A 25,377-nucleotide genomic window follows, 5' to 3' on the forward strand; every position below is an offset into this window, starting at 1 on the left:
GGCAGAGCTCCGCGCACGAAACAGGACCCGCACGCACCAACGCAACCACCCGCCAAAGTCGCGGAACCAACCTCAAACAGCGGTACGCCGATTCTCCCGCTCCAACGCCTCCGCCATCTCCACCCAAGCCTCAGCACACCCACGAGCCATGTCCGCCACCAACTCCCGGCAGTGCGACGGCACCCCGGCCACCACAGCCCCCCACTCCCCCTCCGACACGACGTGCGCCTCCAGCCACCGCAACGCGACCCGGCCTTGTTCGGTGAACCGCACCGACGGGTCACGCCGCAGGATCGGCAGCGTCGCGTCCGGTGTCCGCACGCCCGCACGAGGCGCCGGCACCGCGGTGTCCTCGGCGGCCCGCATGCGTTCCGGTACCGGGTCGAGGCCCGCGCTCAACCGCCGGCGGACGTCGCGGACGGTGCCGGGCGACACGCCGGCCACCCGTGCGACGTCCCGCAGCGACGCGTCGGGACGTTCGGTGATCATCTGCCCGGCCAGCCGGCGGCCCGCCGCCGAGTTGACCGGCCTGACCTTGCCGTCGCGGCCCACCCGCACCGCCGCCTGGCCACCCACGGCGCGGCGCAGCACGCCCACGGACTTCGCCGCCAGGCCCGTCGAGGCCGCGATGGCGCGGTCGGACCACTGCGGGTGCGAGCGCAGCAGGCGGCGGGCGGCCGCCTCGCGGTCGGCCGTCGACAACGTTGACAGGTTCAGCGACACGGACAGGCCGAACACGTCCTCGGCGGGTCCGTCGACGTACTCGACCTCGACGGACCGGCAGCCGCGCAGCACGGCGGCCTTCAGCCGGTGGGTGCCGTCGACGACCTTCATCGTCGGGCGGTGCACCACTATCGGTGGCAGATGGGCGCCGGACGACGCCAGTGAACGAACGAACTCCTGGCTGCAGCCGGCGAGTCTCGGTGACTCGGCGGGGCGCAGCGCGGTGATGTCGACGAGCATGCGGAATCAAGCCCCCAGCCTGACTGTCCCCGGAACCCCCATTGTCCGGAGACGATCGGAACAGGCTAGTCACTCGTTCAACGGGAGCGCCACTCGATCGCGGGACACACGTCCATCACCATGTGCAGCCCGGCGTCCTTCGCGCGCCGGTAGGCGGCGTCGTCGACCACCCCGAGCTGGAACCACACGGCCTTCGCGCCGATCTCGACGGCCTCGTCGGCGAACTGGCCCGCGTCCTCCGAGCGGCGGAACACGTCGACCACGTCCACCGCGAACGGGATGTCCGCGAGCGTCGAGTAGCCCTGCTCGCCGTGCACGGTCTCGGCCGCCGGGTGCACCGGCACGATCTTCTTGCCGCGCTGCTGCAGGAACCGGGCGACGCCGTGGGCGGCGCGGGACGGGTTGTCCGAGAGGCCGACGATGGCCCAGACCTGGCAGTTCTCGAGGATCCAGTCGACGTCTTCGCGCATGCTCCCCACACTAGTCGCCTCAATTTGTGACCCCGGTCACATTCGCGGCGCGCCGGTCGAAAGGCGGCGCGCCCGATCGACGCGTGAGTAGAAAGCGGACGACACCGGACAGAGGAGATCGAGATGCGGTTCATGGTCATCGTCAAGGCGAACGAGGACACCGAGAACGGCGTCATGCCCACCGCCGCCGAGCTGACCGAGATGGGCAACTACAACGAGGAGCTCGTCAAGGCCGGCGTGATGCTCGCGGGCGACGGCCTCTACCCGAGCGTGAAGGGCGCGCGGGTCGCGTTCGACGGCAGCGGCGCCACGACGGTCACCGACGGTCCGTTCGCCGAGACCAAGGAGCTGATCGCCGGTTTCTGGATCTGGGAGCTGCCGTCGCTGCAGGACGCCGTGGAGTGGCTGAAGAAGGCGCCGTTCCAGGCAGGCGAGGTCGAGATCCGGCAGATCCACGGCGCGGAGGCGTTCGAGGGCATCATCACGCCCGAGACCCAGGCCCAGGAGGACCGGCTGCGCGAGCAGCTCAGCCAGTAGGGCCCTGCTCAGCGACCGCGGCGGGACTTCGCGCGCTTGGCCGGCGGCTTCTGCTGCTGCCGGGGTGCGGAAGCCCGCCGCTGCTGCGGCTTGCGGGCGGGTTCCTGCTTGCGCGCGGGCTCCTGCTGGGGGCCGCGGGTGCTGTTGACCGAGCGGCCGCGGACGATGCCGATCAGGTGCTCGACCAGCTCGGGGTTCTCGTCGCGGATCGGGAACGACAGCGCGACCCTCGACTGCGGCGCGTCCGTCAGCGTCTTGTAGGCCAGGTCCCTGCGGTGGTGCAGGCGGGCGAGCGACTGCGGCACGACGAGCAACCCGACCCCGGCGGCGACGATCTCGACGGCGGCCGCGGTGGTCTCCGGACGTTCGACCGGCGGCTGACCGGGCACCGTCTCCCACTCCAGCGTGTCGTCGAGCGGCTGCCACAGCACGTGGCCAGCCAGGTCCTCGACGGACAGCTCGTCCGCGAGCTCCTGGTCCTTCGGGTGCACGACGACCGTCGTCTCGGTGTAGAGCGGGATGGCGTGCAGGTCCTCGCGGTCGCCGGGCAGCCGCAGCAGCGCGGCGTCGGCCTCGCCGGAGCGCACCTTCTCCGCGGCTTCGGCGGCACCGACCTGCACGAGGACGAGCGGGGTCTCCGGCAGGCGTTCCTGCCAGACCCGCGCCCACTTGCCCGGCGTCACGCCTGGGACGTACGCGAGCGTGAACGATCCGGTCACGTGCCGAGGCTACCGGACGAGCCCGTTACCCTTTTCGCATGAAGTCGCAGCAGACCATGAAACCCGCCACCGCAGCGAAGAAGCTGGGCGTGTACCTCGAGGCCACGCCCGAGGAGTTCCAGGCGGGCGTCGTGTCGCGCGACGAGCTGAACGAGCTGCAGGCCAACCCGCCGGAGTGGCTGCGCGACCTGCGCCGCAACGGCCCGCACCCCAAGCAGCTGATCGCGCAGAAGCTGGGCATCTCGACGTCGGGCCTCGTGCGCGCCGGCCTCACCGAGGCGCTGACCACCGAGCAGATCACCGCGCTCAAGGACGAGAACCCGGACTGGCTCGTGCGCGAGCGCGCGACCTTCAAGGAGTTCAAGGCCGAGGAGGCCCGTCTCGCGGAGAAGGCGAAGGCCGAGGAGCAGGACTAGGCCAGCACGTACGGGAGCTCCCGCTCCCCCAGCACGGCGCGCTCCTGCTCGGCCGGGGCGCGCCGCCCCGTTCCCACCAGCAGCACGTCGGTGTCGGACCACCCGGCGGGGAACTCCCCCGCGACCTGTTCGAGCACCTCGCGGCACCGCGCGAGCGCCGGTGCCGACGGCCCCGGCAGGTGCGGCAGGTGCGCCACCAGGTCCAGGTGGTGCAACGTCCACTCCCAGACGTAGGCGCCGAGGTAGCCGGACGTGCACAGCACCATGTCCTGCGTGCTGACCTTCAGCGTCGGGTCGGCGAGCTGGGCCGCCCGCAACGCCGCCCTGCCGACGTCGTCGACGTGGTGCTTGAGCATCCACGGCTCGTCGTACGCGGCGGCGAGGCGCACGGTCAGCGCCGCCAGCGGGTCGGCGGACGGTGCGTGCGAGACCTTCCAGTACGTCACCGCGTCGTGCGTGACGTCGTCGGCGGTGGGCGTCACCAGGGTGATCAGCACGTCCTGCGCGTCGATCACGAAGTGGCAGACCAGGTCCCGCACCAGCCAGTCCGCGCACCCGGACGGTCTCGCGAAGTCGTCGTCGGACAGGGCTTCCACGGTGTCGAGGAGGTCGGAGAGGGTGCGCGAGAACAGGTCCACAGCCGCAACCTACCCGTCGTTGCGCTGAGAAAACGCCGGCGACGGGTTAGGTTGAGCCACATGGGCAAGTCCCCGGCTGTGGAGCTCGAGGTGGAGGACCGCGTCGTGCGGATCTCCAACCCCGACCGCGTCTACTTCCCCGCGCGCGGCGAGACGAAGCTGGATCTCGCGAACTACTACCTGTCCGTCGGCGACGGCATCGTCCGCGCGTTGCGGGAGCGGCCGTGCATGCTGCACCGCTTCCCCGAGGGCGTGACGGGCGAGAAGGTGCACCAGAAGCGGCTCCCGAACGGCGCGCCGCCGTGGGTGCGGACGGTGCGCGTGCACTTCCCGCGCTACAACCGGCACGCCGACGAGCTGTGCGTCACGCACATCGCGGACGTGGTGTGGGCCGTGCAGATGTCCACTGTGGAGTTCCACCCGTGGAACTCGCGGGCGGCCGACACCGAGAAGCCCGACGAGTGGCGCATCGACCTCGACCCCGGACCGACGTGCTCGTTCGACCGCGTCCGCCGGGTGGCGCTGGTGGTGCAGGAGGTGCTGGCCGAGCTGGGCGCGACCGGGTTCCCGAAGACGTCCGGCTCGAAGGGACTGCACGTCTACGTGCGGATCAAGCCGGACCACGGGTTCCAGGACGTGCGCAAGGCGGCGCTGGCGTTCGCGCACGAGGTCGAGCGGCGCGCGCCCGACGACGTCGAGACCACGTGGTGGCGCAAGGACCGCGACCCGTCACTGGTGTTCGTGGACTACAACCAGAACACCCGCGACCGCACGATCGCCAGCGCGTACTCGGTGCGCGGCTTCCCCGAGGCGACGGTGTCGACGCCGATCCGGTGGGACGAGGTCCCGGACGTCGACCCGCGCGAGTTCACCATCGCGACCGTGCCGAAGCGCTACGCCGAGCTCGGCGACCTGCACGCCGGCATCGACGACGCGGTGTGGTCCATCGAACCGCTGCTCGAGTGGGCGGCCCGCGACGAGCTCGAGGTGCCCGATGAGCAGTAGCCCGATCAAGTTCTCCTCGCTCGACCAGCCGCTGTTCGGCGGGCTGCTCAAGGGCGACCTGGTGGAGTACCTGGACTTCGTGGCGGACCGGTTCGTGCCGGTGCTCGCGGGGCGGCAGCTTTCGGTGTGGAGGATCCTGTCCCGAAAGGGGTCCAAGGACAGCCAGGACCCGTTCATGCAGAAGAACGTCCCGAAGTACACGCCGGACTACGTCAAGACCGTCGAGGTCTGGGCCGAGGCGTCACACCGCAGGATCAAGTACGCGATCTGCGACGACAAGCAGACGCTGATGTGGTTCGCGAACCAGCGCGCCGTCGAGTACCACGTGCCGCTCTACCTCGGCGACCACTTCGGCGACGACCACCACCAGACCCACATGGTGCTCGACATCGACCCGCCCGAGGGCGCCGGCTTCGACGTCGTGGTCGGCGCGGCGCACCTGATCCGGGAGGCACTCGCGGCGGCGGGCCTGGAGGGCGCGGTGAAGACCAGCGGTGCCAAGGGCGTGCACATCTTCGTGCCGCTGGAGGAGCACGCCCCCGACGACGTGGCCGCGGCGACGCGCGCGGTGGCGGTGCGGGCGGAGAAGCTCGGCCCCGGCCTCGCGACCACGGCCTACATCAAGGCGGAACGCGGCGGGAAGGTGTTCCTCGACTCGACCAGGGCCTGGGGCGCGACCGTCGTGGCCGCCTACAGCCCGCGGCTGCGCGAGGGGCTGCCGATCTCGTTCCCCGTGCCGTGGGAGTCGCTGGCGGACGTGACGCCGGCGGACTTCACGATCAGGACGAGGTTCGACGGCGACCCGTGGGCCGAGCTGATGCCGAAGCCGCAACGCCTGCCGGCCGACCTGGTCGCCGAGGGGCACACCATCCCGGTGGCCCGCGTCGTGGCGATGCACGAGGGCAAGCGCCGCAAGCGCGCCAAGGAGGAGGCCGAGGGGTCCTAGGACGGGTCGGAGCCGCGGAACGCGCCCCACCACAGGCCGAGCACCGCGGCGATCACCGTGGCGGTGATCCAGCCGGTGAAGCCGCTGCCGTCCAGGTACGCCCAGAAGATCCCGACGAACGGCGCGGGCACCATGAACACCGCGTCCACCCGCAGCTGGGCGAGCAGTCCGCGCGGCGCGCGCGTTGCGGGGTCGGGCTGCGCGGGGTTGTCGGTCCGCCTGCCGCGCGGGTGCTTCGTCACCACGCGGCCGGACGGGTAGAGCGTCACCCCGTCGACCACGGCGACCCGGCCACCGCGCAGTTCCACCGTCACCGGCGACGGCAGCGTCACGAGCACCGGGTCGTAGTAGACGGGCAGCCAGCGTTCTGTGCGTCCCTCGATCTCCAGCCACGACCGCACCATCAGCCCGGACTGCAGCCGGATCCGCCGCACGGTCACCTCGGTCCCCGCGGACCGCGCCGACCGCACGGCCAGCAGGATCCGCACCCCGCCGGCGACGAGCACCAGCAGGGCCACGGCGATCGAGAACGTCACGCCGCCCAGCGCGCGGTCGGTCTCCAGGAACAGGTCCGAGCCGGGGATGACGGCACGAGACGGGTCCGCCGGGTCGAACGCCACCTGCGTCTGCCGTCCCACGAACCGCGCGCCGTTCTCGTACGGCACGCGCGCCGTCCCCGACGGCCACCGCACCTCGACCGCGCCGTCCGCGAACGAGACGACGGAGCCGACGTCGCGGGAGGACAGGGAGGCCAGCTGCGCCCGGCCGTCCGAATAGGACAGCCACGACAGCAGCGCGACCACGCAGCAGACGAACAGCACGATCGCCGTGACGAGGACGCCGTGCCTCAGCGCGCGAACCCGGGAACGCAACACGAGAAGCTCCAAACAAGAGAAAACGGCCCGGCGGAGAGACCCGCCGGGCCGTTCGTCAGCTAACTGCACGTCACCCGGTGAAGCCCATGTGGACGTAGTCGTACGGGCGGTTCGCGAACGCGACGGCACCGAAGTTCGCCACGTTGCTCTTCACCGCGACCGCGCCGGGCAGCTGGTAGAGCGGCAGCTGGTGGCCCAGCTCCCAGATCTTCTTGTCGGCCTCGTTGGCCAGCTCCAGGCGCTTGGTGTCGTCGAGCTCACCGACGGCCTGGTCGAGCAGCTTGTTGACCTCTTCCGAACCGATGCGGCCGTAGTTCTGGTTGGTGCTGGCCGGGTCGAGGTAGTAGATGCCCTTGCTGTCCGAGACCGGCGTGGCCGAGGCCAGCCAGCGGAAGCCGGTCATGTCGAAGTTGCCGACGTTCACGTACTGCTTGAAGAAGTCGGTCGACGGGACGGCGTTGATGTCGACCTTGGCGCCGATCTCCTTCAGCTGCGACTGCACGAGCTTCGCGATCTGGTCGGACACGGGGTTCGGCGTCGGGATGACGTACCGGACCACGAGCTCCTTGCCGTCCTTCTTGCGGGTCTCGCCCTCGAGCTTCCAGCCCAGCTCGTCGAGCTGCTTCTTCGCGGCTTCCTTGTCGAACGCGGCGACGGCCGAGTTGTCCTTGTAGCCCGCGGAACCCAGCAGGAAGAAGTGGTTGCCGGTGACCGGCGGCTCACCCTTCAGCATCTGGCCGAGCAGCGCCTTCGTGATGACCTTGGTGTCGATGCCCTTGGTCAGCGCGACGCGGAGCTTCGGGTCCTTGAGGATCGACGAGTCGGCGCCGTTGAAGGTGATGTGCGAGTAGTCCGGCGTGATGGCCTGACGGATCGTCACGCCCTGCATCGCCTTGGCCTTGGCGTAGTTGTCCACGCTCGAGCCGATGTCGAAGAAGTCGATCTGGCCGTTGGCGAGCGCGTCCGCGAGCGCGGTGCGGTCGACCTGGCGGAACGTGATCTTCTCGAGCTTCGGCTTCTCACCCCACCAGTTGGGGTCCTGCACGACGGTCACGATCTTGCCGGTGCGGTCGATCGTGCCGATCTTGAACGGGCCACCGGTGATCTTCGGCGCGTCGGCCCAGCCCTTGTTGAACTCCTCGGCGGAGGAGGACATCGCCTTCGGGTAGAGGGGCGAGAAGATGCCCTTCCACTCGGCGAACTTCTTCTTGAAGGTGACCTTGACGTCCTGGTCGGTCGCGCCCTTCTCGACCTTCTCGATGTCCTCGTAGCCGGTGGTGCCGGCGACCTCGAAGGTCTTGTCGGTGCCGCTGAGGGACTTCCACATCGCCTCGAAGTCCTGCCACGACAGCGCGGTGCCGTCCGACCACTTGGCCTTCGAGTTGATCTTGAACTCGAGGACCTGCGGATCGCTGGACGCGAGCTTCGCGTCGTCGAGGTAGTCCTTGTTGACCTCGAACGTGGCGTCCGGCTTCTGCTTGAACAGGTTCGGCATCACCGTGTCGATCATGCGGCGGCCGTCGGCGTTGGTGCCGTCGAGCTGGTTGTAGTTCCAGTTGTCCGGCAACTGGTCGACCGGCCAGCGGAACTCGCCGCCGTCCTTGACCTTGGACGCGTCCTGCGGGTTGATGTCCGCCTGGCCGATCGTGTTGTCCGCGCCCTTGAGCCCGGAGTCACCGCCGTTGCTGGGCCCCCCACACGCGGTAAGCGTGAGGACGACCGCGGCCAGCGCGGACACTCCCACCGTGGTACGTCGACTCACTGTCGTGAACCTCCCTCGTGCCCGGACACCAGTTGCCGGGGACACTGTTCCTTCGTAGGTCTGCTGAGGCGACGGATGCATCAGAGGACCTGACGGACTTGGGCGAAGTGGCAGGCGGCCTCGTGGTCGGGAGCCTGGACCTCGCGCGGTGGTTCCACCTCGATGCACGTGCGCTGCTTCTCGGGCGGCAGCTGCGCGTGCAGGAAGCAGCGGGTGCGGAACCGGCAGCCGGACGGCGGGTTCGCCGGGCTCGGCAGGTCGCCGGTGAGGATGATCCTCTCCCGCTGGCGCTCCTTCACGGGGTCGGGGATCGGGATCGCCGACAGCAGGGCCTGCGTGTACGGGTGGCGCGGCGACTCGAAGACCGAGTCCACCTCGCCGATCTCGATGATCTTCCCGAGGTACATGACGGCCACCCGGTCCGCGATGTGCCGCACCACCGACAGGTCGTGCGCCACGAACAGGTAGGCCAGGCCCAGCTTGGACTTGAGCTCCTCCAGCAGGTTGATGACACCCGCCTGGATGGAGACGTCCAGCGCCGACACCGGCTCGTCGAGCACGACGAGCTTCGGTTCGAGCGCGAGAGCCCGCGCGATGCCGATGCGCTGGCGCTGACCGCCGGAGAACTCGCCGGGGTAGCGCGAGAGCTGCTCGGGACGCAGGCCGACGAGGCTCATGAGCTCCGGCACGCGCCGGTTGATCTCGTCCTTGGAGTAGCCGTGGACCTGCATCGGCTCGGCGATGCAGTCGTGGATCGTGATCCGCGGGTCGAGCGACGCCATCGGGTCCTGGAAGACGACCGACATGTCGCGGCGGATCGCGAAGCGGCGCTTGGCGTCCACTTCGGACGACTTCGTGCCGAGCACGGAGATCTCGCCGCCCATGGGCTTCTGGAGGTTGAGGATCTCCATCAGCGTGGTGGTCTTGCCGCAGCCCGACTCGCCGACGAGCCCGAGGGTCTCGCCCTCGCGGATGTCGAACGTGATGCCGTCCACCGCGTGCACGGTGCCGACGCGGCGCTTGAACACCACGCCCTTGTTGACCGCGTACTCCTTGACGAGGTGGTCGAGCTCCAGCACGATCTCGCGCTCCTCGCGCGGGATCTGCGCGACCTCGGGCTCGTCAGCCACCTCGGCGCCGAAGATCTCGACCGCGGCCTCGGCGCCCTCGGCGTCGGTCGCGGCGATCTCGTTGGTGCGGATGCACGCGGCGCGGTGCTCGGCCGAGCCGTCCACGTCCACGAGCGGCGGCTCGGCGGTGTGGCAGGCGTCGACGACCATCGGGCAGCGCGGCGCGAACGGGCAGCCGTCCGGCAGGTCCGTGAGCGACGGCGGCTGGCCCTTGATCGGCACGAGCGCCTGCTTCTCGCTGACGTCGAGCCGCGGGATCGAGCCGAGCAGGCCGAGCGTGTACGGCATGCGCGGCTGCTGGTAGATGTCGTCGACCTGGCCGGTCTCGACGGCACGGCCCGCGTACATGACCATCAGCCGGTCCGCGAACCCGGCGACGACGCCGAGGTCGTGGGTGATGATCACGATGCCCGCGCCGGTGACCTCCTGCGCGGTCTCGAGCAGCTGCAGCACCTGGGCCTGCACCGTCACGTCGAGCGCGGTGGTCGGCTCGTCGGCGATGATCAGGTCCGGGTCGTTGGCGATCGCCATCGCGATCACCGCGCGCTGCCGCATGCCGCCGGAGAACTCGTGCGGGAACGCCTTGGCGCGCTCGGCCGCGTTCGGGATGCCGACGAGGTCGAGCAGCTCGACCGCGCGCTTGCCCGCGGCCGCCTTGGAGACCGCGCCCTTCTTGTGCACCAGGATCGCCTCGGCGATCTGGTCGCCGACGGTGTAGACCGGCGTCAGCGCGGACAGCGGGTCCTGGAAGACCATCGAGATGCGGCGGCCGCGGATCTTCGACAGGTCGGTGTCGCTCTGGCCGATCAGCTCGCGGCCCTGGAACTTGATGGACCCGGTGATGCGCGCCGAGTTCGGCAGCAGGCCCATGACGGCGAGCGACGACACGGACTTGCCGGAGCCGGACTCGCCGACGATGCCGAGGACCTCGCCGGGCGAGACCTGGTAGCTCAGGCCGCGCACGGCCTGCACGCGGCCGGCCTCGCTGGGGAAGGACACGTGGAGGTCTTCGACCTGCAGAACCGGTCCCTCGACGACACGGTCGGACGGCGTGTCGAACTGGAGCTCCGAGGTGGTCATCAGGCGGCCTTCTCCTTGGTGTCCTTCTTCTCCTTGCGGCGCACGCGCGTGGAGGTGGGGTCGAGCGCGTCGCGCAGGCCGTCGCCGACCCAGTTGACCGCCAGCACGAACACGACGAGGAAGCCCGCCGGGAACAGGAACAGCCACGGGAAGGTCGTCGCGGACTCGGCGTTGCCGCCGATCAGCGTGCCGAGCGAGACGTCGGGCGACTGGACGCCGAACCCGAAGTAGCTCAGGCCCGTCTCGGCGAGCACGGCGGAGCCGACGTTGATGGTCGCGTCGATGATGAGCAGCGACGCCATGTTCGGCACGATGTGCTTGGCGATGATCTTGCGCGCGGGCTGGCCCATGAACTTGGCCGCCTTGACGAACTCGCGCTCCTTCAGCGTCAGCGTCATGCCGCGCACGATGCGGGCGGTGATCATCCACTGGAACGCCGCGAGCATCAGCACCAGCAGGAACCACGACTTGCCGCGGAACCACGGGCTGAGGATCGCGATGATCAGGAACGACGGCAGCACCAGCAGCAGGTCGACGACCCACATGAGCGCCTTGTCGGCGACACCGAGGAAGTAGCCCGCGGCCGCGCCGACGATCGCCGCGACGGTGGTCGAGATCAGCGCCACGAGCAGGCCGATGATCAGCGACTTCTGCAGTCCGCGCATCGTCAGCGCGAACATGTCGGTACCGATCTTGTCGGTGCCGAAGATGTGGTCGGCGTAAGGAGGTTCGAGGAACGCCGAGTAGTCCTGCTGGTCGTAGGTCCACTTCGACAGCAGCGGGCCCACGAACGCCATCAGGTACATCCCGACGATGATCACCAGGCCGACCAGCGCCAGCTTGTTCCGCGCGAAGCGGATCAGCACGAGCCTGCCGCGCGTCATCGCCTTGCCCGGTTCGGGCGCCGCGTCGACGGGGCTGCCGGAGGCGGCGCCGGTGGTTCCCGCGGAGTCGCCCTCGTTGAGGATCACGGTCACGTCGTCGTCACCTTGCCTAGTTCACGCGGATTCGGGGGTCGAGCGCGGCGTACAGCACGTCGGCGAGCCAGCCGGAGAACAGCACGCACACCGCGACGAAGAGCGTCACCGTGGCGGTGATGTTCGTGTCCTGCGCCGAGATGCCGGTGACGAGCCAGTCACCCATGCCGAACCAGCCGAAGATCCGCTCGGTGAACGTGCCACCGACGACGAGCAGGCCGAACCCGAACGCGAACAGGGTCGCCATCGGGATGAGCGCGGTGCGCAGGCCGTGCTTGAACAACGCCTTGCGGCGCGTCAGGCCCTTCGCCTGGGCGGTGCGCAGGAAGTCGCTGCCGAGCACGTCGAGCATCGACGAGCGCTGGTAGCGGCTGTAGTAGGCGATCTGGCCGAGTGCGATCGCGAGCGTCGGCACGACGAGGTGCTGCAGCCGGTCGCCGAGGTGCTCGAACCAGTTGCCCTGGAAGCCGGGGGTGGTCTCGCCGACGAAGATCAGCACGTTCGTGCCGATGGAGTCGTTGACCCCCTGCGCGCCCATCTTCAGCAGCGTGCCCAGCACGAACACCGGCGTGGACAGCAGTATGAAGCTGAACAGGGTCGCGAAGTAGTCGCTGAACTTGTACTGCCTGATCGCGCTCACCACGCCGAGCAGCACGCCGAACAGGATGCCGATCGTGATGCCGAGCAGGAACAGCCTCAGACTCACGCCGATGCGCCGGCCGAGCTCGTCGGTGATGGGGCGGTCGGTGATCGTGCGACCGAAGTCGCCCTGCACCACACCACCCATCCAGGTGACGAACCGCTGCGGGATCGGCTGGTCGAGGTGGAGGTCTCGTTTCTTCGCCTCGATCGACGCCGCGGGCGGCGGTGGGTTGCGTTGCTGCAACACCCCGATCGGGTCAAAGGTGGCGGAGGCCAACGTGAACGCGAGGAACGTCGCCACGAGGGCGAGCACCACGTAGTTGACCAACCGCCGCAACAGAAATCCGGCCACCCGTGTTCAGTCCTCTCCCCGGTGGTTGCGACGTCGGCGCACTGGATTGCAGTGGACGAGTTGCAAGAGATTAACCGCCGTTCAGGCGGACCGCTGCCCACCCCCACCATTACGCGGAGGCCCACTGACCGGGCCATAGTCACCCATGCGTGGTGGAAAGGTCGGCCGAACAGTCACATCAACAGTTGACTCTCGGCAATTGTGTGTCCAAGTGTGACCATTGTGCGTCCGGATCGCTGTATTCACCGCGAAGTTCTGTTGACGCGCGGATGCGCGTGACGCATCCGGGTGAATGCAATGACCGGAAGATGTGGGACAAGCAGCGCAATGTGATCCGAATCAGGCCATCACGCTGTGGAGCGATTCATGTCGCCGCAGTCACTGCATCGACGCGGAGCAGCTCAGACGGCCGTCCAGCGCACCGGCAGCTCGGCCACCCCGCCGACCAGCTGCTCCGTCCGGAGGCGGAGTTGTACCACGTCGACCGCTGGTCCGAACGCCGTGAACCGCGTCACAAGTGCCCGCAGGAGCTCGGCCAGCTCGACCCTCGCGAGCGGCGCGCCGAGGCAGAACCGGTGGCCGTGCCCGAAGGAGAGGTGGGGGTTCGGCCGCCTGGGCAGGAACGCGGCGGGGTCCGGGAAGCGCTCTTCGTCCCGGTTCGCCTGGTCGACGCCGAGCAGCACGAGATCGCCGGCGGGGACGCGGACGCCGTCCACGTCGAGGTCGGTCAGCGCGTACCGGGGCACGCCGGACTTCTCCGCCTTCCGGGAGACGAGGGAACGGTGCCGGAGAATCTCCTCCACGATGTCCGGAATGCCTTCCGGGTCCCTTCTCAGGGCGTCCCACCGGGCGGGGTTCTCGCCGAGCAGCACCACACCGCGGTCGATGGCGGACACCGTCGTCTCGTGTCCCGCGAACAACAGCCCGGCGCCGAGCTGCGCGATCTCCTCCTCGCGGCTCGCCGGGCTCGCCTCGATCATGCGGGTGAGGACGTCGTCGCCCGGTTCGTCCTTCTTCCGCGCGACCAGCTCGCCCATGTAGGCCCACAGCTTCGCGAACCCGTCGAGCGACCTCTCCCGGTCGCCGAGCGTGCTCATGGCCTCCGACCAGACCCGGAACCGGTCGCGGTCCTCGTACGGCACGCCCAGCAGCTCGCAGATCACCAGCACCGGCAGCGGGAACGCCACCGCCTCGTGGAAGTCGGCGGGCTGCGGCCCGGCGACGAGGTCGTCCAGCAGCGTCGCGACGAGGTGCCGGACGCGCGGCCGCATCGCCTCCACGTTCTTCGCGGAGAACTGCGGCGAGAGCATCCGGCGCATCCACGTGTGCCGCTCGTCGTCCTCCTCCGCGGTGCCCCGGCTCGGCCCGCCGAGGACGACCGAGTCCGTGAACCTCGCCGCGGTGTCCGGGTCGGGGTGGCTGCGGCCGAGCCCGCGGTCCGCGAGCAGGGCCTTGACCAGGTCGTAGCCGGTGACGAGCCAGGCCTCGTCACCGGCGGGGGTGGGTACGCGCTCGATCGCCATCGGTGGGCTCCCCTAATCCGTCGCATACGACGCGTCGTATCCAACGTACCTCCGCCGTAGACTCCGCGCCATGGTCGACGCCTTCCAGGCCGCGGAGTCCGTGATGGCGCACCTGCGCGCGTTGCGGCAGGAGTTGCTGACGACGTCGGTGGAGCCGACCGGCGACCAGGCGCGCAGCGGGCTGACCGCGCCGCAGGTCGGCCTGATCCGGTCGCTGGTCACGGAGGGGCCGGCGACGGTCACCGAGCTGGCGCGGCGGCTGAGCCTGTCGCACTCGACGACGTCCGGGATCGTCGACCGGCTGCAGGCGCGCGGGCTCGTGACGCGCGAGCCGGACCAGGACGACCGCCGCTACACGCGGGTCCAGGTCACCGAGCCGGTGCGGGGCTACACCCGTGCGCTGTCCGAGGGCCCGTACGGACGGCTGACCAAGGCCCTCGAGTCGGCCTCCCCCGCCGAGCGGAAGGCGGTGCTGGACGGGCTGGAGACGTTGCGGTCCCTGTTGGGGCACAACGGCTGAGAGTCACAACAACGGGGCTCACAGCGGCTCGGTGTTCACAGCGGCTGGACCTCACAGTGGCTGGGCGAGGATGCTCTCGGCCGTCTCCTGGATCGTGTCCCCGACCGGACGGGCCTGCCAGCCCAGCACGCGCTCGGCCTTCGCGCCCGACGCCGGGAAGTCGCGGCCCAGCTGGGGCCGCAACGCCCGCAGCGCCGGGCTGACCAGGCTCAACGCCCGTGCCACCGGCAGCGGGATCTCCCGCGTGGGGACCTTCGCGGCGCGGTCGCCGAGCCGGGCGCGCAGGACGCGGGCGATCTCCACGGCCCGCAGGCTCGGCCCGGTGGAGGCGAGGAACCTCTCCCCTGCCGCCGCGGGATCGGTCATCGCCCGCAGGTGCAGGTCCGCGACGTCGCGGACGTCGACCTGGGCGGAGCCGAAGGGCGGGCAGGCGGGCAGCTGCCCGGCGAGCAGGCCGCGGACGAGGCGCAGCGACGGCGGGTCGTCCGGCCCGAGCAGCGGGCCGAGGACGCCGACGGGGTGCACGGCCGCCATCTCCATGCCGCCGCCCTCGTTCTCGATGAACTCCCACGCCGCGCGCTCGGCCAGCGTCTTCGACTTCTGGTAGGGCGCGATGCCGCCGTCGACGTTCGTCCAGTCCTCCTCGGTGAACGGGGTGGAGCGCGGCGCGTGCCCGTACCCGACGGCACCGAACGCGCTGGTGAGCACGACCCGTTTCACCCCGGCGTCGCGGGACGCCCGCAACACCCGCAGCACCCCGTCGCGGGCGGAGGCGATCATCGCCGCCTCGCTCTCGACGGCGTTGCGCAGCGTGGGCGACGCGACGTGCAGGACGTGCTCGCACCCGGCGACCGCCTCCGCCCAGCCGTCGTCGCCGTCGAGGTCGGCGCGCACGACGGCCAGCCGGTCGTCGTCGAACTCCAGGTTGCCGTGCAACCGTTGGCGCAGCACGGGTGCCCGCTTCAGGTCGCGGACCGTGGTGCGCACGTCGTGACCGGCTTCCAGCAGTGCGAGCACGCACCAGCCGCCGATGAAACCGGACCCGCCGGTGACCAGGACCGTGGACATGGTGTCTCCTCCTTCGAAGGTCACGACTGCAGGGCCATTCCGGGAACGCGGGCGCGGATCGCGTCCATCGCGGCTTCGTCGGAGACGCCCTGCCAGTCGTGGCGCGGTGTGTAAGGGGCGGTGAGGGCGCGCACGTCGTCGTCGGTGAGCTCGACGTCCAGCGACGCGACGGCGTCGTCGATCTGCGCGATCGACCCGGCACCGACCAGCGGCGCGGTGACGACGGGCTGCCGGCGCAGCCACGCCAGTGCGACGGACGCGCGGCTCACGCCGTGGGCCGCCGCGACCTCGCCGACCGCGTCGACGATCGCGCGGTTCGAAGCTTCTTGCTCGGGCGGGTAGAGCGTGTCGGCGTAGGTGCCGTCGGTCTCGGACCGGGCGGTGGACCGGGCGTCGTCCCAGGCGCGGGCGAGCCGGCCGCGGCCGAGCGGGCTCCAGACGATCGTGCCGACGCCCTCGTCGAGGCAGAGCGGGATCATCTCGCGCTCCTCCTCGCGGGCCAGCAGGTTGTAGTGGTGCTGCAGGGACGCGAACCGGGCCCAGCCGTGCCGCTCCTGCAGGTGCAGCGCCTTCGCGAACTCCCAGGCGAACATCGACGACGCGCCGAGGTAGCGGACCTTGCCCGCCTTGACGAGGTCGTGCAGCGCTTCGAGGGTCTCCTCCAGCGGCGTCGCGTGGTCGTTGCGGTGCACCTGGTAGAGGTCGACGTAGTCCGTGCCGAGGCGGCGCAGCGAGTGGTCGATCTCGGTCATGACCGCCTTGCGCGACAGGCCCTTGCCGTTGGGACCGGGGCGCATCGGGTGGCGCAGCTTGGTCGCGATCACCACGTCGTCGCGGTCCGCGAAGTCCTTCAGCGCGCGGCCGAGGATCTCCTCGCTGGAGCCGTTCGAGTACATGTTCGCGGTGTCGAAGAAGTTGATGCCGGCTTCGAGCGCGTGCCTGACCAACGGCCGCGCGTCGTCCTCGCCGAGCGACCAGACGGGATGACCGCGTCCCGGGTCGCCGTAGGTCATCGCGCCGATCGCGACGGGTGAGACGTCCAGACCGGTGGTGCCGAGCTTCACGTAGCGCATGGGGTGTCCTCCGAAGATGCGGAGAATCCTCCGCAAGCGAGACCGAAACTAGCGGAGGATTCTCCGCGAGTCAACCGGAGGGCATCATGGGGGCATGGCAGACCAGGCGCCGAGCACCTACGGCACGCAGCGCAAGGCCGCCGCGCGCAACCGTGTCGCGATCATCGAGGCGGCCCACGAGCTGTTCGCCGAGAACCCGCTCGTGACGCTGAGCGAGGTGGCCAAGCGCGCCGGCGTCGGCGCGGGGACCCTCTACCGCCACTTCCCCACCCGCGAGGACCTGATCCTCGGCGCGTACCGGCACGACATCGACCGGCTGGTCACCACGGCGGACGAGGTGCTGGCGCGCCACACGTCGGCCAAGGCGGCGTTCGTCGAGTGGTTCGAGACGCTGTCGGCCTACATCCGGCTCAAGCACGGGCTCGGCGACGCGCTGCACAGCGAGGCGGCGCAGAAGATGGTGGACGAGTCGTGGGGACCGGCGGCCGAGGCGGTCGGCAGGCTGGTCGACGCGTGCGTCGCCGAGGGCACGATGGCCGAGGGGCACGACCCGGCGGACGTCATCATGCTGATGAGCTTCCTGTGGCGCGTGCCGAACGACGACGGGGGCGTGGCCCAGGGCCGGCGGCTGATCTCCGTCGTGTTCTCCGGCCTGCAGGCACCGCCTAGCTGAGCCGCCAGAGCCGTCCGCCGGCGATCACGAACACCTGGCCGCCCACCGCTTCGGCGGCCACGACCGCGCCGCTCGGCCCGTCGGCGGGCCGTTCGTCCTTTCCGGACACGAGCTTCACGCCGCCGTGGTCGACGAACAGCGTCGGGACGCCGTTGACGGGCACGGGTGCGGCGAGCGACTCGTTGTCGGCGACCGGGACGTCCGGCGTCTCGACCTTCTTCCAGTCCGGACCAGACCACCAGGCGAGCTTCCCCTTGCTGCGCCCCACGACGTGGCACGTGCCGTCCCAGCACCGGGCGGCCAGCGCCGCGTCACCGTCCGGGAGCGTCGCCGTGGTCCACGTCTTGCCGTCGAACCGCCAGACCGCGGCGCTCACGGTGCCCTTGGCGATCTGCCAGCCGACGACGATCGCGCCGTCGCCGTCCGGTGCGACGGCCAGCGGGAAGCGCAGCAGCTCCTGCGAGCTCTCCAGCACCGTGCCCTCGGACGGCTGGCGGCTCCACGTGTCGGCCGCGTAGGTCCAGACGGCGATGTCGAGACCGGCCTTGGCGCTCTGCCACGTGCCGATGATCAACGGCCCCTGCGGGGTGCGCACCGGCCCGATCAGCTCACCGGCGCCGTAGCCGCCGAACGTGCTGAACGCCTGCGGCTTCTCGACTATCTGCCGCGTGTCGCCGGTCCAGGCGCTCCACCGGACGTTGCCGTGCGCGCCACCGCGTTCGCCGCCGACACCGGTGATCGTCGTGCCGTCGGAGGTGATCCCGTACCAGTGCGCTTCCTTGCCGTACGGGGTCGTCGGCGTCAGCCGGGAGTTGCTCAGCGCGCCGTCCTTGGTCCGCGTGACCAGTTCCGGGTGGTCGGACGGGCGCGTGCCGATGACCAGCATGTCGCCGTGCGTCGCCAACGCCTCGGGCGTCGCCGTCAGGTCGACGGGGGTGAAGCCCGCGGCGTTGTCCGCGCCGCCTGAGGAGCAGCCGGTGAGGACCAGCAAAACCACGAGCGTCAGCCTCCGCATGCGCGTCAGTATGACCACATGCGGCCCGAACCAGGTCAGGTGTTGCACTTCTCCGAGGATCCGGCGATCACCCGCTTCGTCCCGCACCTGGCGGCGACGGCGCGGCAGCCCGGGGAGTACGTGTGGGCGGTGGACGCGTCCAGGTCCCCCGACTACTGGTTTCCCCGGCAGTGCCCGCGGGCGATGGCGTGGACCGTTCCCGGCAGTTCCGGCGAGGACCGCGACCGGATCATCGGGCCCGGCTGCGGGTCGCGGGTGCACGCCGTCGAGTACGGGTGGCTGGAGCGGATGCGGACGGTGGAGCTGTACGCGTACCGGTTCGACGCGGCGCCGTTCCGGCCGTTCGGCGACAACGCGGTGGTGGCGACGGAACCGGTGGTGCCGCTGGGTCCCGCGGAACGCGTCGGCGACCTGTTCGAGCTGCACGAGCGGGCCGGGATCGCGTTGCGGGTGCTGCCGTCGCTGTGGCCGTTCTGGGACGCCGTGACGACCAGTTCGCTGGGGTGGAGCGGCATCCGGCTGCGCAACGCCCGGCCGCGCGACGGCGGCTGATCCGCTTCGCGTCGTGCGGACGGGCTTCGCGAAAGCCTGGTAAACCTGGACGCATGGGACTTCTCAGCGGAATGATGGGAAACGCGTCGAAGCTCGACCCGAGGGCGGCCGCGCAGGAGTTCGGCAGGCTGCTGGCCCAGGGGGAGCCGATCCACGCGGCGTACCAGCTGCTGCGCGACTCGTTCCTGTTCACCGACCGGCGCCTGATCCTGGTCGACAAGCAGGGCATGACGGGCAAGAAGGTCGAGTACCACTCGGTGCCGTACAAGTCGATCACGCAGTTCTCGGTCGAGACCGCCGGCCACTTCGACATGGACGCGGAGCTCAAGATCTGGATCTCCAGCAGCGACACGCCGATCTCCCAGCAGTTCGGCAAGGGCGTCGACGTCTACGAGGTCCAGGCGCTGCTCGCGACCTTCGTGGCGCGGTAGTCGTTGCAGGACAACGAGAATCCCCCGCTGACCAGTGGCAGGCGGGGGATTTCGCTTGCGGGGCCTAGCGGGCCTGCAGCATCGGGCGGAACCGGTCGCGGTACGCCCACGCCAGCCCGATCTCGGCGAGGACCACGAGGATCGCGATCCCGAGGCCCGACGGCTCCAGGAACACGTGGATCAGGAAGATGTTGACGACCATCGGCGCGAGGATCGCCAGCGCCAGCGGCACGAACCGGCCGATCACCAGCAGCACACCGGCGACGAGCTGGACACCGGCGGCGAGCTGCAGCATGTACCCGGTGGCGTAGAGCGCGGTGGTGAACGCGACCCCGGCGGGCGCCATGGTGCTCGGATCCGGGGCGGGCATGAAGTTCAGGAACCCGTTCAAGCCGGTGACCGCGAACAGCAGACCGGTCAGCACGCGGGTCGCGAGCGTGGCGTGGCGGGCGAACGCGGACTTGCGGACGACGGGGGTGGTGGCGGCGGTGGCGGTGACGGTCGCGGTCATCTCTGGTTCCTCCTGGGCTGTCGTGTCCTTCCACTGATGCGTCGAACGGGCACCGGCCCGGATCGACACGACGACCCAGAAAATCTTCGAGATTCTCGTCAGCGCAGGTCAGGAACCCGCGCAGCGCGCACCGTCTCGGCGACCGGGCTGAGCTTCAGCCAGTCCGGCAGCCCCCGCACCACCCAGCGCGGGCCGGTCAGCTCCACGGCGCCCGCGCGCACGGCGTCGAGCAGCTCGAACTCGCCCTCCCAGACGCGGTAGAGCGTGGCGATGTCGGACGCCAGCACCGCGTCGACCTCCAGACCGGGGTCGGTGTAGCAGATGGAGGCGTCACCGGGTTCGACGACGAGCCAGAACGTGCGGCGGCGATCGTGGATGCGGACCTCGATGGTGGCGCGGCGCGTGAGCGTGCCGGTGTCGATGCGGCCGTGCATCCACCACATCAGCACCTCGGGGTCGAGCTCCTCCGCCCGCGGGTCGCCGAACGCGTACCGGGCGCCCCAGTCGGCGAGGCCGAACACCAGCGGCCGCAACGCCTCCCCCGCCGGGGTCAGCGCGTAGCCGTCGCCGGTGCGCTCCACCAGGCCGGCCGCCGCCAGCTGCCGCAGCCGCCGGGACAGCAGTGCCCGCGAGAGGCCGGGCAGGCCGCGGGAGATCTCGTTGAAGCGCGAGGCACCCACGAGCATGTCCCGCACGATCAGCAACGTCCACCGGTCGCCCAGCACCTCGACGGCGCGGACGATCGGGCAGTACTGCGCATACGTCCTCACACGGGGAGTCTCCGCCGCGACGGGGCTTTCGTTACCGCCGTCCGGTTCACTTCCAGAACTACCCGCGGGTCTCGCACGTTCCTACCTTCGTGTCATGACAACACTCGACACACCCCGTGTGACCAGCACCTATCCGACCGTCACGAGGAAGGACGACGCCAAGTTCACGGAGATGGCCGCCCGCATCGGTGCCGTCGCGGCGAGGCACGCGGCCGAGCACGACCGCGACGCCACGTTCGTGAGCGAGGCGTACGAGGCCATGCGCGAGGAGGGCTACCTGGCGTTGGCCGTACCCGAGGAGCTGGGCGGTCTCGGCGCGACGATGCGCCAGGTCTGCTACGCGCAGGCCGAGCTCGCCCGGCACGACGGTGCCACCGCGCTGGCCGTCACCATGCACCTCTACCTCACGCTGATGCAGTGCTACCGCAGACACAAGGGCGCACCCGACGCCGAGGGCGTGCTGCGGCGGGTGGCCGCGGAAGGCCTGGTCATCGCCACCAGCGGCGGGTCGGACTGGCTGTGGCCGACGACGACCGCGACACCGGTGGACGGCGGGTTCCTGATCTCCGGCCGCAAGGCGTTCTGCAGCCAGTCGCCGCGCGCGGACGTCGTGGCGACGTCGGCCGTGCTGGGTGACGAGGTGCTGCACTTCAGCGCGCCGCTCGACGCCGACGGCGTGCGCATCGAGGAAACCTGGGACACGCTCGGCATGCGCGGCACGGCCAGCCACGACGTGGTGATGGAGGACGTGTTCGTCCCGGCCGACAAGATCGCCGCACGCCGGCCGTACGGGGAGTTCGGCGCGCCCCTGTTCGCCGCGGTCGTCCACTTCGCACCGGTGTGCGGGGCCACCTACTTCGGCATCGCGTCCGGGGCGCGGGACGTGGCCGTGCGGTCGACGTCGAAGAGCGCCACCCGGCAGATCGGGCTGATGGACCACAAGCTGCGGACCTCGTGGTGGTCGCTGATGGGCTCGATCGAGGAGCTGGGTGACGACTACACCGCCGGTCCGGGACCGCTCGCCGCGGTGATGCTGGCGAAGCGCCAGGCCGTCCTCGAGGCGGTGGAGGTCGTCGGCCTCGCGATGGAGGTCCTGGGTGGACGGTCGTTCTTCCGGCGGTCACCGCTCGAACGGGCCTACCGCGACGTGCGCGCGGGGACGTTCCACCCGCTCACGCCGGAAGCAACACTCGTGTACGCGGGCAAGGTCGCTCAGGGTGACCCCGGGGTCACGGAGTAGGTTCAAGTTGTAGGCCCGCCAAGGGTTTGCGAGGATTCGGGCCCGTCCTTCCTAAGGAGCGATTCCGGATGGCCACTCGCCTCAACCCGTACATCAGCTTCGACGGCCAGGCCCGCCAAGCGATGGAGTTCTACCAGTCGGTCTTCGGCGGCGAGCTGAAGATGAACACCTTCGGCGAGTTCGGCATGCAGGACACGCCGCAGGCAGACCAGATCATGCACGCCCAGCTGGAGACCGACGCCGGCTACACGATCATGGCCTCCGACACGCCGCCCGGCATGGAGGTCAAGGCAGGCTCCAGCATCACCGTGTCGCTCTCGGGCGACGACGAGGTGCTGCGCGAGTACTTCGCCAAGCTCGCGGACGGTGGCAAGGTCGGTACGCCGCTGGAGAAGCAGATGTGGGGCGACGAGTACGGCGACCTCACCGACAGGTTCGGCGTGAGCTGGATGGTCAACCTCGGCGGTCAGGGCTGACCTGTCCTCCTCCGGGCGGGGGCCGCGTCGGTGGCCCCGCCCGCCGCCGTGACGCATCATGTGGACCATGAGCGAGCGACTGCGGGAAGTCGTCGGGCACCTCGCGATCCGCCCCGGCGACCGGGTGCTGGAGATCGGCTGCGGGCAGGGCGTGGCGGCCACGATGGTGTGCCAGGTGCTGTCCACCGGGACGCTCACCGCGATCGACCGCTCCGTGAGGATGGTCGAGGCCGCGACCCGGCGCAACGCCCCGTACGTGGCGTCGGGCAAGGCGGAGTTCCTCATCGCGTCGCTCGAGGACGTGAACCTCGGCGACCGGCGGTTCGACCTGGTCTTCGCCGTGCGGGTGGGGCTGTTCCACCGCGATCCCGACCGCGCGCGGGCGTTGGTCGAGCCGTGGCTCGCGCCCGGCGGCCGCGTGCTGTCGTTCTTCGACGTGCCCGTCTAGATCCGGCTGAACAGGTCCGTGATCAGCTTCTTGGACGGCTCGACGCCCGCGGGCGAGCGGACCTCGATCTGCGTCTTGCCCTTGCGCGCGGCCACCGTGTGCTGCGTCGTCTCGGACCCGCCGGCCGTCGTCTCGTAGGCCTCGTCCTGGAAGCCGTCGATCGTCTTGGCGCCCTCCGGCTTGGCCTCGGCGAACGTCGCGGCCGTCGCGCCGGCGGTGAACCGCACCTCGACCGGCATGCCGGAGCCCACGTAGGTGCACGTGGTCACGGCCTTGTCGACGGTCTCCCGCTGGCCCTGCAACCGCAGCCCGAGCGCCTTGCCCACGACGGACGAGTTGGCGTTGGCGCAGGTCGGGCCGGCGCCGGCGGGCTGCTCCACCGTGGTCGGCGGCTGCGGGGCAGGCTCCGGCGCCGCCTCCGGGGTGGACGTGCAGGCGGTGAGCAGGAACGCGGCGGCGGCGAGGAGGGTGATGCGCACACCCCTACATCGAGCGGGCCGCCGCCGTGTTACCCAACCGGGGTTACCCCGTTCAGTCGCTGTCGAGGGTGGCCCTCAGCACCTCGTCGACGCGCGCGGCCCAGTCCACCTCGGCGACCGTGCCGCCCAGGACCGCCACCGCCGCCAGCGTCACGGTGCCCTCGACGTCGGCGGTCAGGGTAAGAACGCTCGCCTTCGTCGTGAAGGCGGTGCCCTGCGGCGCGGTCCGGCTTTCGGAGGCCGTCCAGCCGCTGATGCCCCTCAGCTCGGACGGCAGGTCGGTCGCCCAGCCGGTGAGCTCGGCCCGCGTGCCGGGCGGCGCGCCGATCACCCGGTGGATGCGCAGCTCCTGGTCGTCCCACACGGCCGTGACGCTCTCGACGCGCAGGCCCGGCACCATCGGCTGGTTCGCGGCGAACACCGGGCGGTGCCAGGAGGCGGCCCAGTTGTCCCGCGCGCCCAGCGGGTGGATCCGCCTGCGCACGCTGCGGTCGCCCCTGATGGTCAGGCTGAGGTGGTTGTCGGCGACGTTGTGCTTGGCCGTCGGCCCGGTGGCCGTCGAGTAGGCGAACCGGCTGTAGAGCGGGTCGTCGTCGGCCGCGTGCTCGCCCTCGAACGGCCGGACGTGGTCGCTGCCGTGGTTGTGCAGCCTGGTGATGCCGTCGTGCCGGCGGAGGAGCAGGCCCGGTCCCGGCAACGCGAGCGTGCGGTCCTCCTGGACGTCGCTCTCGGTCTCGGTCCACAGTGGATGGTCCGGCTCGGCGAGCAGGCAGACGAACGCCTTCGAGGCCCAGTAGGGCGAAGCCGGTCCGGAGTAGGGCTGGAGGCTCGCCTCGTGCGGGCCGTGCCAGCCGAGGCTGAGCAGGCCGTCGGTGAGCGAGCCGCGGTCGAGGAAGTACTTCAGCGCGTTGCTCATGAGGAACCGGGACTGGCCGGGACGCAACGGCGTCTCCCCGCTGACCGCCCCCAGCGCGACTGCGGCGGCCGCGGCGAACCGGTAGGTCAGCGACCGTCCGAAGTAGAGCGGAGCGCCGTCCGCGCCGAACAGCAGCCGGAAGCTGTCGAGGTGTTCCCGCAGATGCGTGGTGATCGGCCGGTTGTCCAGGTGCGCGTCGAGCGCCGGATAGAGGTGCAGCGCCCACCCGTTGTAATGGTCGAACGCACGGCCGTCGCCGTCGGAATACCACCCGTCGCCGACGTACCAACCGCGGAGCAGCTCCATCGCCCGGTGCTTCGCCTGCCGCGTCTCGTCGTCACCCCGCCCGGCGACCTCCAGGAAGGACGCGACGGTGTAGGGGAAGAAGTACCAGTTGTTGGCGGCCGGCACGTGCCTGAGCGACTCGCGCAGCCACGCCTCGGCCCGGTCCTGGACGTCCGCGGCGAGCTCGTCCCACAGCCACGGCTTGGTGAGCCGCAGCCCGAGCGCCACCGACGCCGACTCGACCATCGGCTGCCCCACGTCCGTGATCGCGGGCCACCGCCCAGCCGTGAGTCCCGCGGCATAACGCTCCAGCAGGCCGTGCGGGTCGTCACCGTGCGCGGTGCGGAACGCGGCGGCGAGGAACGTCCGCGCGTACCCCTCCAGCCCGTCCGACTCGACCCCGCTGCGCGACGGCCGGCCCGGCAGGTAGAGGAAGGCCTGGTCCGGCGAGGCGTGCCGCCAGGCGGCGGCGAGCAGACCGTCGGCGGCGGCGACCCAGTGGTCGCGGCCGAACCCGGTGTGCGGGCTGAGGACGTGGTCGGGATCTGGCAGCTTCACGCTCGGTGGTCCCTTCGCTCGACCGGCTGGTTGTCGGCTCGTGGTGTGAGGCGGCGTGGTCGTGGCGGTGGCGTGGTCGTGGCGGTGGCGTGGTCGCGGCGGCAGCGGGGTGGTGGCGGTAGCGGGGCGGCGGCAGCAGCGGGGGCGGCGGGGTTGGGTGGCGGGGCGGTGCAGGCGCGGCGGTGCAGCCGCGGCGGTAGCGGGCCAGCGGGGTTGGGCGACAGGGCGGAGCAGCCGCGGCGGTAGCGGGCCAGCGGCGTTGGCGACAGGGCGGAGCAGCCGCGGCGGTAGCGGGCCAGCGGCGTTGGCGACAGGGCGGAGCAGCCG

General features: G+C 70.5%; 28 protein-coding genes and 1 pseudogene. 11 read left to right on the plus strand and 18 right to left on the minus strand.

The features are described 5' to 3' along the window. Positions 1-72: 72 nt before the first annotated feature. Positions 73-963, minus strand: a complete 891-nt coding sequence (locus ACFWV3_RS16640) for a ParB/RepB/Spo0J family partition protein (RefSeq protein WP_382412105.1) — start codon at positions 961-963, stop codon at positions 73-75. Between the two features lie 77 nt (positions 964-1,040). Then, on the minus strand, positions 1,041-1,433 hold the full coding sequence (locus ACFWV3_RS16645) for a CoA-binding protein (RefSeq protein ID WP_382412107.1): 393 nt from the start codon (positions 1,431-1,433) through the stop codon (positions 1,041-1,043). 123 nt (positions 1,434-1,556) lie between these two features. Here ACFWV3_RS16645 and ACFWV3_RS16650 point away from each other — a divergent pair, with 123 nt between their 5' ends. Beyond that, a complete protein-coding gene (locus tag ACFWV3_RS16650) occupies positions 1,557-1,970 on the plus strand; it encodes a YciI family protein (protein WP_382412109.1) in 414 nt (137 codons plus the stop codon). Positions 1,971-1,978: 8 nt separating this feature from the next. Here ACFWV3_RS16650 and ACFWV3_RS16655 read toward each other — a convergent pair whose 3' ends face one another. Further along, the gene (locus tag ACFWV3_RS16655; RefSeq protein ID WP_382412110.1) at positions 1,979-2,689 is read right to left on the minus strand and encodes a LysR family transcriptional regulator substrate-binding protein; all 711 of its coding nucleotides are present in this window, start codon (positions 2,687-2,689) and stop codon (positions 1,979-1,981) included. A gap of 56 nt (positions 2,690-2,745) precedes the next feature. Here ACFWV3_RS16655 and ACFWV3_RS16660 point away from each other — a divergent pair, with 56 nt between their 5' ends. Then, complete coding sequence (locus ACFWV3_RS16660; RefSeq protein WP_382412344.1) at positions 2,746-3,105, plus strand: DUF5997 family protein; 360 nt, start codon at positions 2,746-2,748, stop codon at positions 3,103-3,105. Here ACFWV3_RS16660 and ACFWV3_RS16665 read toward each other — a convergent pair. Beyond that, positions 3,102-3,743 carry a maleylpyruvate isomerase N-terminal domain-containing protein gene (locus tag ACFWV3_RS16665; protein ID WP_382412111.1) on the minus strand — a complete coding sequence of 214 codons (642 nt, stop codon included), beginning with the start codon at positions 3,741-3,743 and terminating at the stop codon, positions 3,102-3,104. The genes ACFWV3_RS16660 and ACFWV3_RS16665 overlap by 4 nt on opposite strands. Positions 3,744-3,803: 60 nt before the next feature. Between ACFWV3_RS16665 and ligD the strand changes: the two genes are divergently transcribed. Both ligD and ACFWV3_RS16675 read left to right on the plus strand, forming a co-directional pair. Further along, positions 3,804-4,748 (plus strand): non-homologous end-joining DNA ligase, encoded by a 945-nt coding sequence (gene ligD, locus ACFWV3_RS16670; RefSeq protein ID WP_382412112.1) that lies wholly within the window; start codon positions 3,804-3,806, stop codon positions 4,746-4,748. Then, positions 4,738-5,694, plus strand: a complete 957-nt coding sequence (locus ACFWV3_RS16675; RefSeq protein ID WP_382412114.1) for a DNA polymerase domain-containing protein — start codon at positions 4,738-4,740, stop codon at positions 5,692-5,694. Before ligD ends, ACFWV3_RS16675 begins: the two co-directional genes overlap by 11 nt. On the opposite strand, the gene ACFWV3_RS16680 is transcribed toward ACFWV3_RS16675, so the two are convergent. From ACFWV3_RS16680 to ACFWV3_RS16705, 6 genes are all read right to left on the minus strand, one after another. Then, entirely contained in the window at positions 5,691-6,569 is an 879-nt protein-coding gene (locus tag ACFWV3_RS16680; RefSeq protein ID WP_382412116.1) for a hypothetical protein, read from the minus strand. The two genes, ACFWV3_RS16675 and ACFWV3_RS16680, sit on opposite strands and share 4 nt — an antisense overlap. Positions 6,570-6,639: 70 nt before the next feature. Then, entirely contained in the window at positions 6,640-8,331 is a 1,692-nt protein-coding gene (locus tag ACFWV3_RS16685) for an ABC transporter family substrate-binding protein (protein ID WP_382412117.1), read from the minus strand. Between the two features lie 80 nt (positions 8,332-8,411). Then, on the minus strand, positions 8,412-10,541 hold the full coding sequence (locus ACFWV3_RS16690; RefSeq protein ID WP_382412118.1) for a dipeptide ABC transporter ATP-binding protein: 2,130 nt from the start codon (positions 10,539-10,541) through the stop codon (positions 8,412-8,414). Further along, positions 10,541-11,518 (minus strand): ABC transporter permease, encoded by a 978-nt coding sequence (locus tag ACFWV3_RS16695; RefSeq protein WP_382412119.1) that lies wholly within the window; start codon positions 11,516-11,518, stop codon positions 10,541-10,543. The genes ACFWV3_RS16690 and ACFWV3_RS16695 overlap by 1 nt, the downstream gene beginning before the upstream one ends. 16 nt (positions 11,519-11,534) lie before the next feature. After that, positions 11,535-12,512 carry an ABC transporter permease gene (locus ACFWV3_RS16700; RefSeq protein ID WP_382412120.1) on the minus strand — a complete coding sequence of 326 codons (978 nt, stop codon included), beginning with the start codon at positions 12,510-12,512 and terminating at the stop codon, positions 11,535-11,537. A 401-nt stretch (positions 12,513-12,913) separates the two neighbouring features. Beyond that, positions 12,914-14,035: a cytochrome P450 gene (locus tag ACFWV3_RS16705; protein ID WP_382412121.1), complete on the minus strand. Its 1,122-nt coding sequence runs from the start codon at positions 14,033-14,035 to the stop codon at positions 12,914-12,916. A gap of 70 nt (positions 14,036-14,105) precedes the next feature. On the opposite strand from ACFWV3_RS16705, the gene ACFWV3_RS16710 reads away from it, so the two are divergent. Continuing rightward, complete coding sequence (locus tag ACFWV3_RS16710) at positions 14,106-14,555, plus strand: MarR family winged helix-turn-helix transcriptional regulator (RefSeq protein ID WP_382412123.1); 450 nt, start codon at positions 14,106-14,108, stop codon at positions 14,553-14,555. Between the two features lie 51 nt (positions 14,556-14,606). Here ACFWV3_RS16710 and ACFWV3_RS16715 read toward each other — a convergent pair whose 3' ends face one another. Further along, positions 14,607-15,623: an SDR family oxidoreductase gene (locus tag ACFWV3_RS16715; protein WP_382412124.1), complete on the minus strand. Its 1,017-nt coding sequence runs from the start codon at positions 15,621-15,623 to the stop codon at positions 14,607-14,609. Between the two features lie 20 nt (positions 15,624-15,643). Continuing rightward, positions 15,644-16,696 carry an aldo/keto reductase gene (locus ACFWV3_RS16720; protein ID WP_382412125.1) on the minus strand — a complete coding sequence of 351 codons (1,053 nt, stop codon included), beginning with the start codon at positions 16,694-16,696 and terminating at the stop codon, positions 15,644-15,646. Between the two features lie 94 nt (positions 16,697-16,790). Between ACFWV3_RS16720 and ACFWV3_RS16725 the strand changes: the two genes are divergently transcribed. Further along, entirely contained in the window at positions 16,791-17,369 is a 579-nt protein-coding gene (locus ACFWV3_RS16725; RefSeq protein ID WP_382412126.1) for a TetR/AcrR family transcriptional regulator, read from the plus strand. Here the strand turns inward: ACFWV3_RS16725 and ACFWV3_RS16730 are convergent. After that, positions 17,362-18,384 (minus strand): hypothetical protein, encoded by a 1,023-nt coding sequence (locus ACFWV3_RS16730; protein ID WP_382412127.1) that lies wholly within the window; start codon positions 18,382-18,384, stop codon positions 17,362-17,364. The genes ACFWV3_RS16725 and ACFWV3_RS16730 overlap by 8 nt on opposite strands. Positions 18,385-18,402: 18 nt before the next feature. Between ACFWV3_RS16730 and ACFWV3_RS16735 the strand changes: the two genes are divergently transcribed. Both ACFWV3_RS16735 and ACFWV3_RS16740 read left to right on the plus strand, forming a co-directional pair. After that, positions 18,403-18,936 carry a DUF6886 family protein gene (locus ACFWV3_RS16735; RefSeq protein ID WP_382412129.1) on the plus strand — a complete coding sequence of 178 codons (534 nt, stop codon included), beginning with the start codon at positions 18,403-18,405 and terminating at the stop codon, positions 18,934-18,936. 53 nt (positions 18,937-18,989) lie between these two features. Continuing rightward, the gene (locus tag ACFWV3_RS16740; protein ID WP_382412130.1) at positions 18,990-19,367 is read left to right on the plus strand and encodes a PH domain-containing protein; all 378 of its coding nucleotides are present in this window, start codon (positions 18,990-18,992) and stop codon (positions 19,365-19,367) included. Positions 19,368-19,431: 64 nt separating this feature from the next. Here the strand turns inward: ACFWV3_RS16740 and ACFWV3_RS16745 are convergent, their stop codons facing one another. Together ACFWV3_RS16745 and ACFWV3_RS16750 are read right to left on the minus strand one after the other, a co-directional pair. Then, positions 19,432-19,878 carry a DoxX family membrane protein gene (locus ACFWV3_RS16745; protein ID WP_382412131.1) on the minus strand — a complete coding sequence of 149 codons (447 nt, stop codon included), beginning with the start codon at positions 19,876-19,878 and terminating at the stop codon, positions 19,432-19,434. Between the two features lie 98 nt (positions 19,879-19,976). After that, a complete protein-coding gene (locus tag ACFWV3_RS16750) occupies positions 19,977-20,648 on the minus strand; it encodes a winged helix-turn-helix transcriptional regulator (RefSeq protein WP_382412132.1) in 672 nt (223 codons plus the stop codon). A 94-nt stretch (positions 20,649-20,742) separates the two neighbouring features. On the opposite strand from ACFWV3_RS16750, the gene ACFWV3_RS16755 reads away from it, so the two are divergent. The 3 genes from ACFWV3_RS16755 (at position 20,743) to ACFWV3_RS16765 (ending at position 22,812) form a co-directional block, all read left to right on the plus strand. Next, positions 20,743-21,888, plus strand: a complete 1,146-nt coding sequence (locus tag ACFWV3_RS16755) for an acyl-CoA dehydrogenase family protein (RefSeq protein WP_382412134.1) — start codon at positions 20,743-20,745, stop codon at positions 21,886-21,888. A 68-nt stretch (positions 21,889-21,956) separates the two neighbouring features. Further along, on the plus strand, positions 21,957-22,364 hold the full coding sequence (locus ACFWV3_RS16760; RefSeq protein ID WP_382412135.1) for a VOC family protein: 408 nt from the start codon (positions 21,957-21,959) through the stop codon (positions 22,362-22,364). 67 nt (positions 22,365-22,431) lie between these two features. Beyond that, positions 22,432-22,812 (plus strand): class I SAM-dependent methyltransferase, encoded by a 381-nt coding sequence (locus tag ACFWV3_RS16765; protein WP_382412136.1) that lies wholly within the window; start codon positions 22,432-22,434, stop codon positions 22,810-22,812. Here the strand turns inward: ACFWV3_RS16765 and ACFWV3_RS16770 are convergent. From ACFWV3_RS16770 to ACFWV3_RS16780, 3 genes and pseudogenes are all read right to left on the minus strand, one after another. Beyond that, positions 22,809-23,291, minus strand: coding sequence for a hypothetical protein (locus ACFWV3_RS16770; protein WP_382412137.1), 483 nt, complete (start codon positions 23,289-23,291; stop codon positions 22,809-22,811). The two genes, ACFWV3_RS16765 and ACFWV3_RS16770, sit on opposite strands and share 4 nt — an antisense overlap. 52 nt (positions 23,292-23,343) lie before the next feature. Continuing rightward, positions 23,344-25,050: a DUF2264 domain-containing protein gene (locus ACFWV3_RS16775; RefSeq protein WP_382412138.1), complete on the minus strand. Its 1,707-nt coding sequence runs from the start codon at positions 25,048-25,050 to the stop codon at positions 23,344-23,346. Then, positions 25,047-25,377 (minus strand): annotated as a pseudogene (locus tag ACFWV3_RS16780) (hypothetical protein); the annotation flags it as partial. The pseudogene ACFWV3_RS16780 and the gene ACFWV3_RS16775, both read right to left, overlap by 4 nt.

The organism is Lentzea sp. NPDC059081 (assembly GCF_042738015.1).
Classification (GTDB): Bacteria; Actinomycetota; Actinomycetes; order Mycobacteriales; family Pseudonocardiaceae; genus Lentzea.

Excerpts from the sequence above, each read along its gene's own strand:
- ACFWV3_RS16645 (WP_382412107.1), bottom strand. The coding sequence starts at position 1,433 with ATGCGCGAAGACGTCGACTGGATCCTCGAGAACTGCCAGGTCTGGGCC.
- ACFWV3_RS16660 (WP_382412344.1), top strand. The coding sequence starts at position 2,746 with ATGAAACCCGCCACCGCAGCGAAGAAGCTGGGCGTGTACCTCGAGGCC.
- ACFWV3_RS16675 (WP_382412114.1), top strand. The coding sequence starts at position 4,738 with ATGAGCAGTAGCCCGATCAAGTTCTCCTCGCTCGACCAGCCGCTGTTC.
- ACFWV3_RS16730 (WP_382412127.1), bottom strand. The coding sequence starts at position 18,384 with ATGCGGAGGCTGACGCTCGTGGTTTTGCTGGTCCTCACCGGCTGCTCC.
- ACFWV3_RS16725 (WP_382412126.1), top strand. The coding sequence starts at position 16,791 with ATGGCAGACCAGGCGCCGAGCACCTACGGCACGCAGCGCAAGGCCGCC.
- ACFWV3_RS16735 (WP_382412129.1), top strand. The coding sequence starts at position 18,403 with ATGCGGCCCGAACCAGGTCAGGTGTTGCACTTCTCCGAGGATCCGGCG.
- ACFWV3_RS16745 (WP_382412131.1), bottom strand. The coding sequence starts at position 19,878 with ATGACCGCGACCGTCACCGCCACCGCCGCCACCACCCCCGTCGTCCGC.
- ACFWV3_RS16760 (WP_382412135.1), top strand. The coding sequence starts at position 21,957 with ATGGCCACTCGCCTCAACCCGTACATCAGCTTCGACGGCCAGGCCCGC.
- ACFWV3_RS16765 (WP_382412136.1), top strand. The coding sequence starts at position 22,432 with ATGAGCGAGCGACTGCGGGAAGTCGTCGGGCACCTCGCGATCCGCCCC.
- ligD (WP_382412112.1), top strand. The coding sequence starts at position 3,804 with ATGGGCAAGTCCCCGGCTGTGGAGCTCGAGGTGGAGGACCGCGTCGTG.
- ACFWV3_RS16710 (WP_382412123.1), top strand. The coding sequence starts at position 14,106 with ATGGTCGACGCCTTCCAGGCCGCGGAGTCCGTGATGGCGCACCTGCGC.
- ACFWV3_RS16705 (WP_382412121.1), bottom strand. The coding sequence starts at position 14,035 with ATGGCGATCGAGCGCGTACCCACCCCCGCCGGTGACGAGGCCTGGCTC.
- ACFWV3_RS16755 (WP_382412134.1), top strand. The coding sequence starts at position 20,743 with ATGACAACACTCGACACACCCCGTGTGACCAGCACCTATCCGACCGTC.
- ACFWV3_RS16690 (WP_382412118.1), bottom strand. The coding sequence starts at position 10,541 with ATGACCACCTCGGAGCTCCAGTTCGACACGCCGTCCGACCGTGTCGTC.
- ACFWV3_RS16720 (WP_382412125.1), bottom strand. The coding sequence starts at position 16,696 with ATGCGCTACGTGAAGCTCGGCACCACCGGTCTGGACGTCTCACCCGTC.
- ACFWV3_RS16640 (WP_382412105.1), bottom strand. The coding sequence starts at position 963 with ATGCTCGTCGACATCACCGCGCTGCGCCCCGCCGAGTCACCGAGACTC.
- ACFWV3_RS16650 (WP_382412109.1), top strand. The coding sequence starts at position 1,557 with ATGCGGTTCATGGTCATCGTCAAGGCGAACGAGGACACCGAGAACGGC.
- ACFWV3_RS16740 (WP_382412130.1), top strand. The coding sequence starts at position 18,990 with ATGGGACTTCTCAGCGGAATGATGGGAAACGCGTCGAAGCTCGACCCG.
- ACFWV3_RS16715 (WP_382412124.1), bottom strand. The coding sequence starts at position 15,623 with ATGTCCACGGTCCTGGTCACCGGCGGGTCCGGTTTCATCGGCGGCTGG.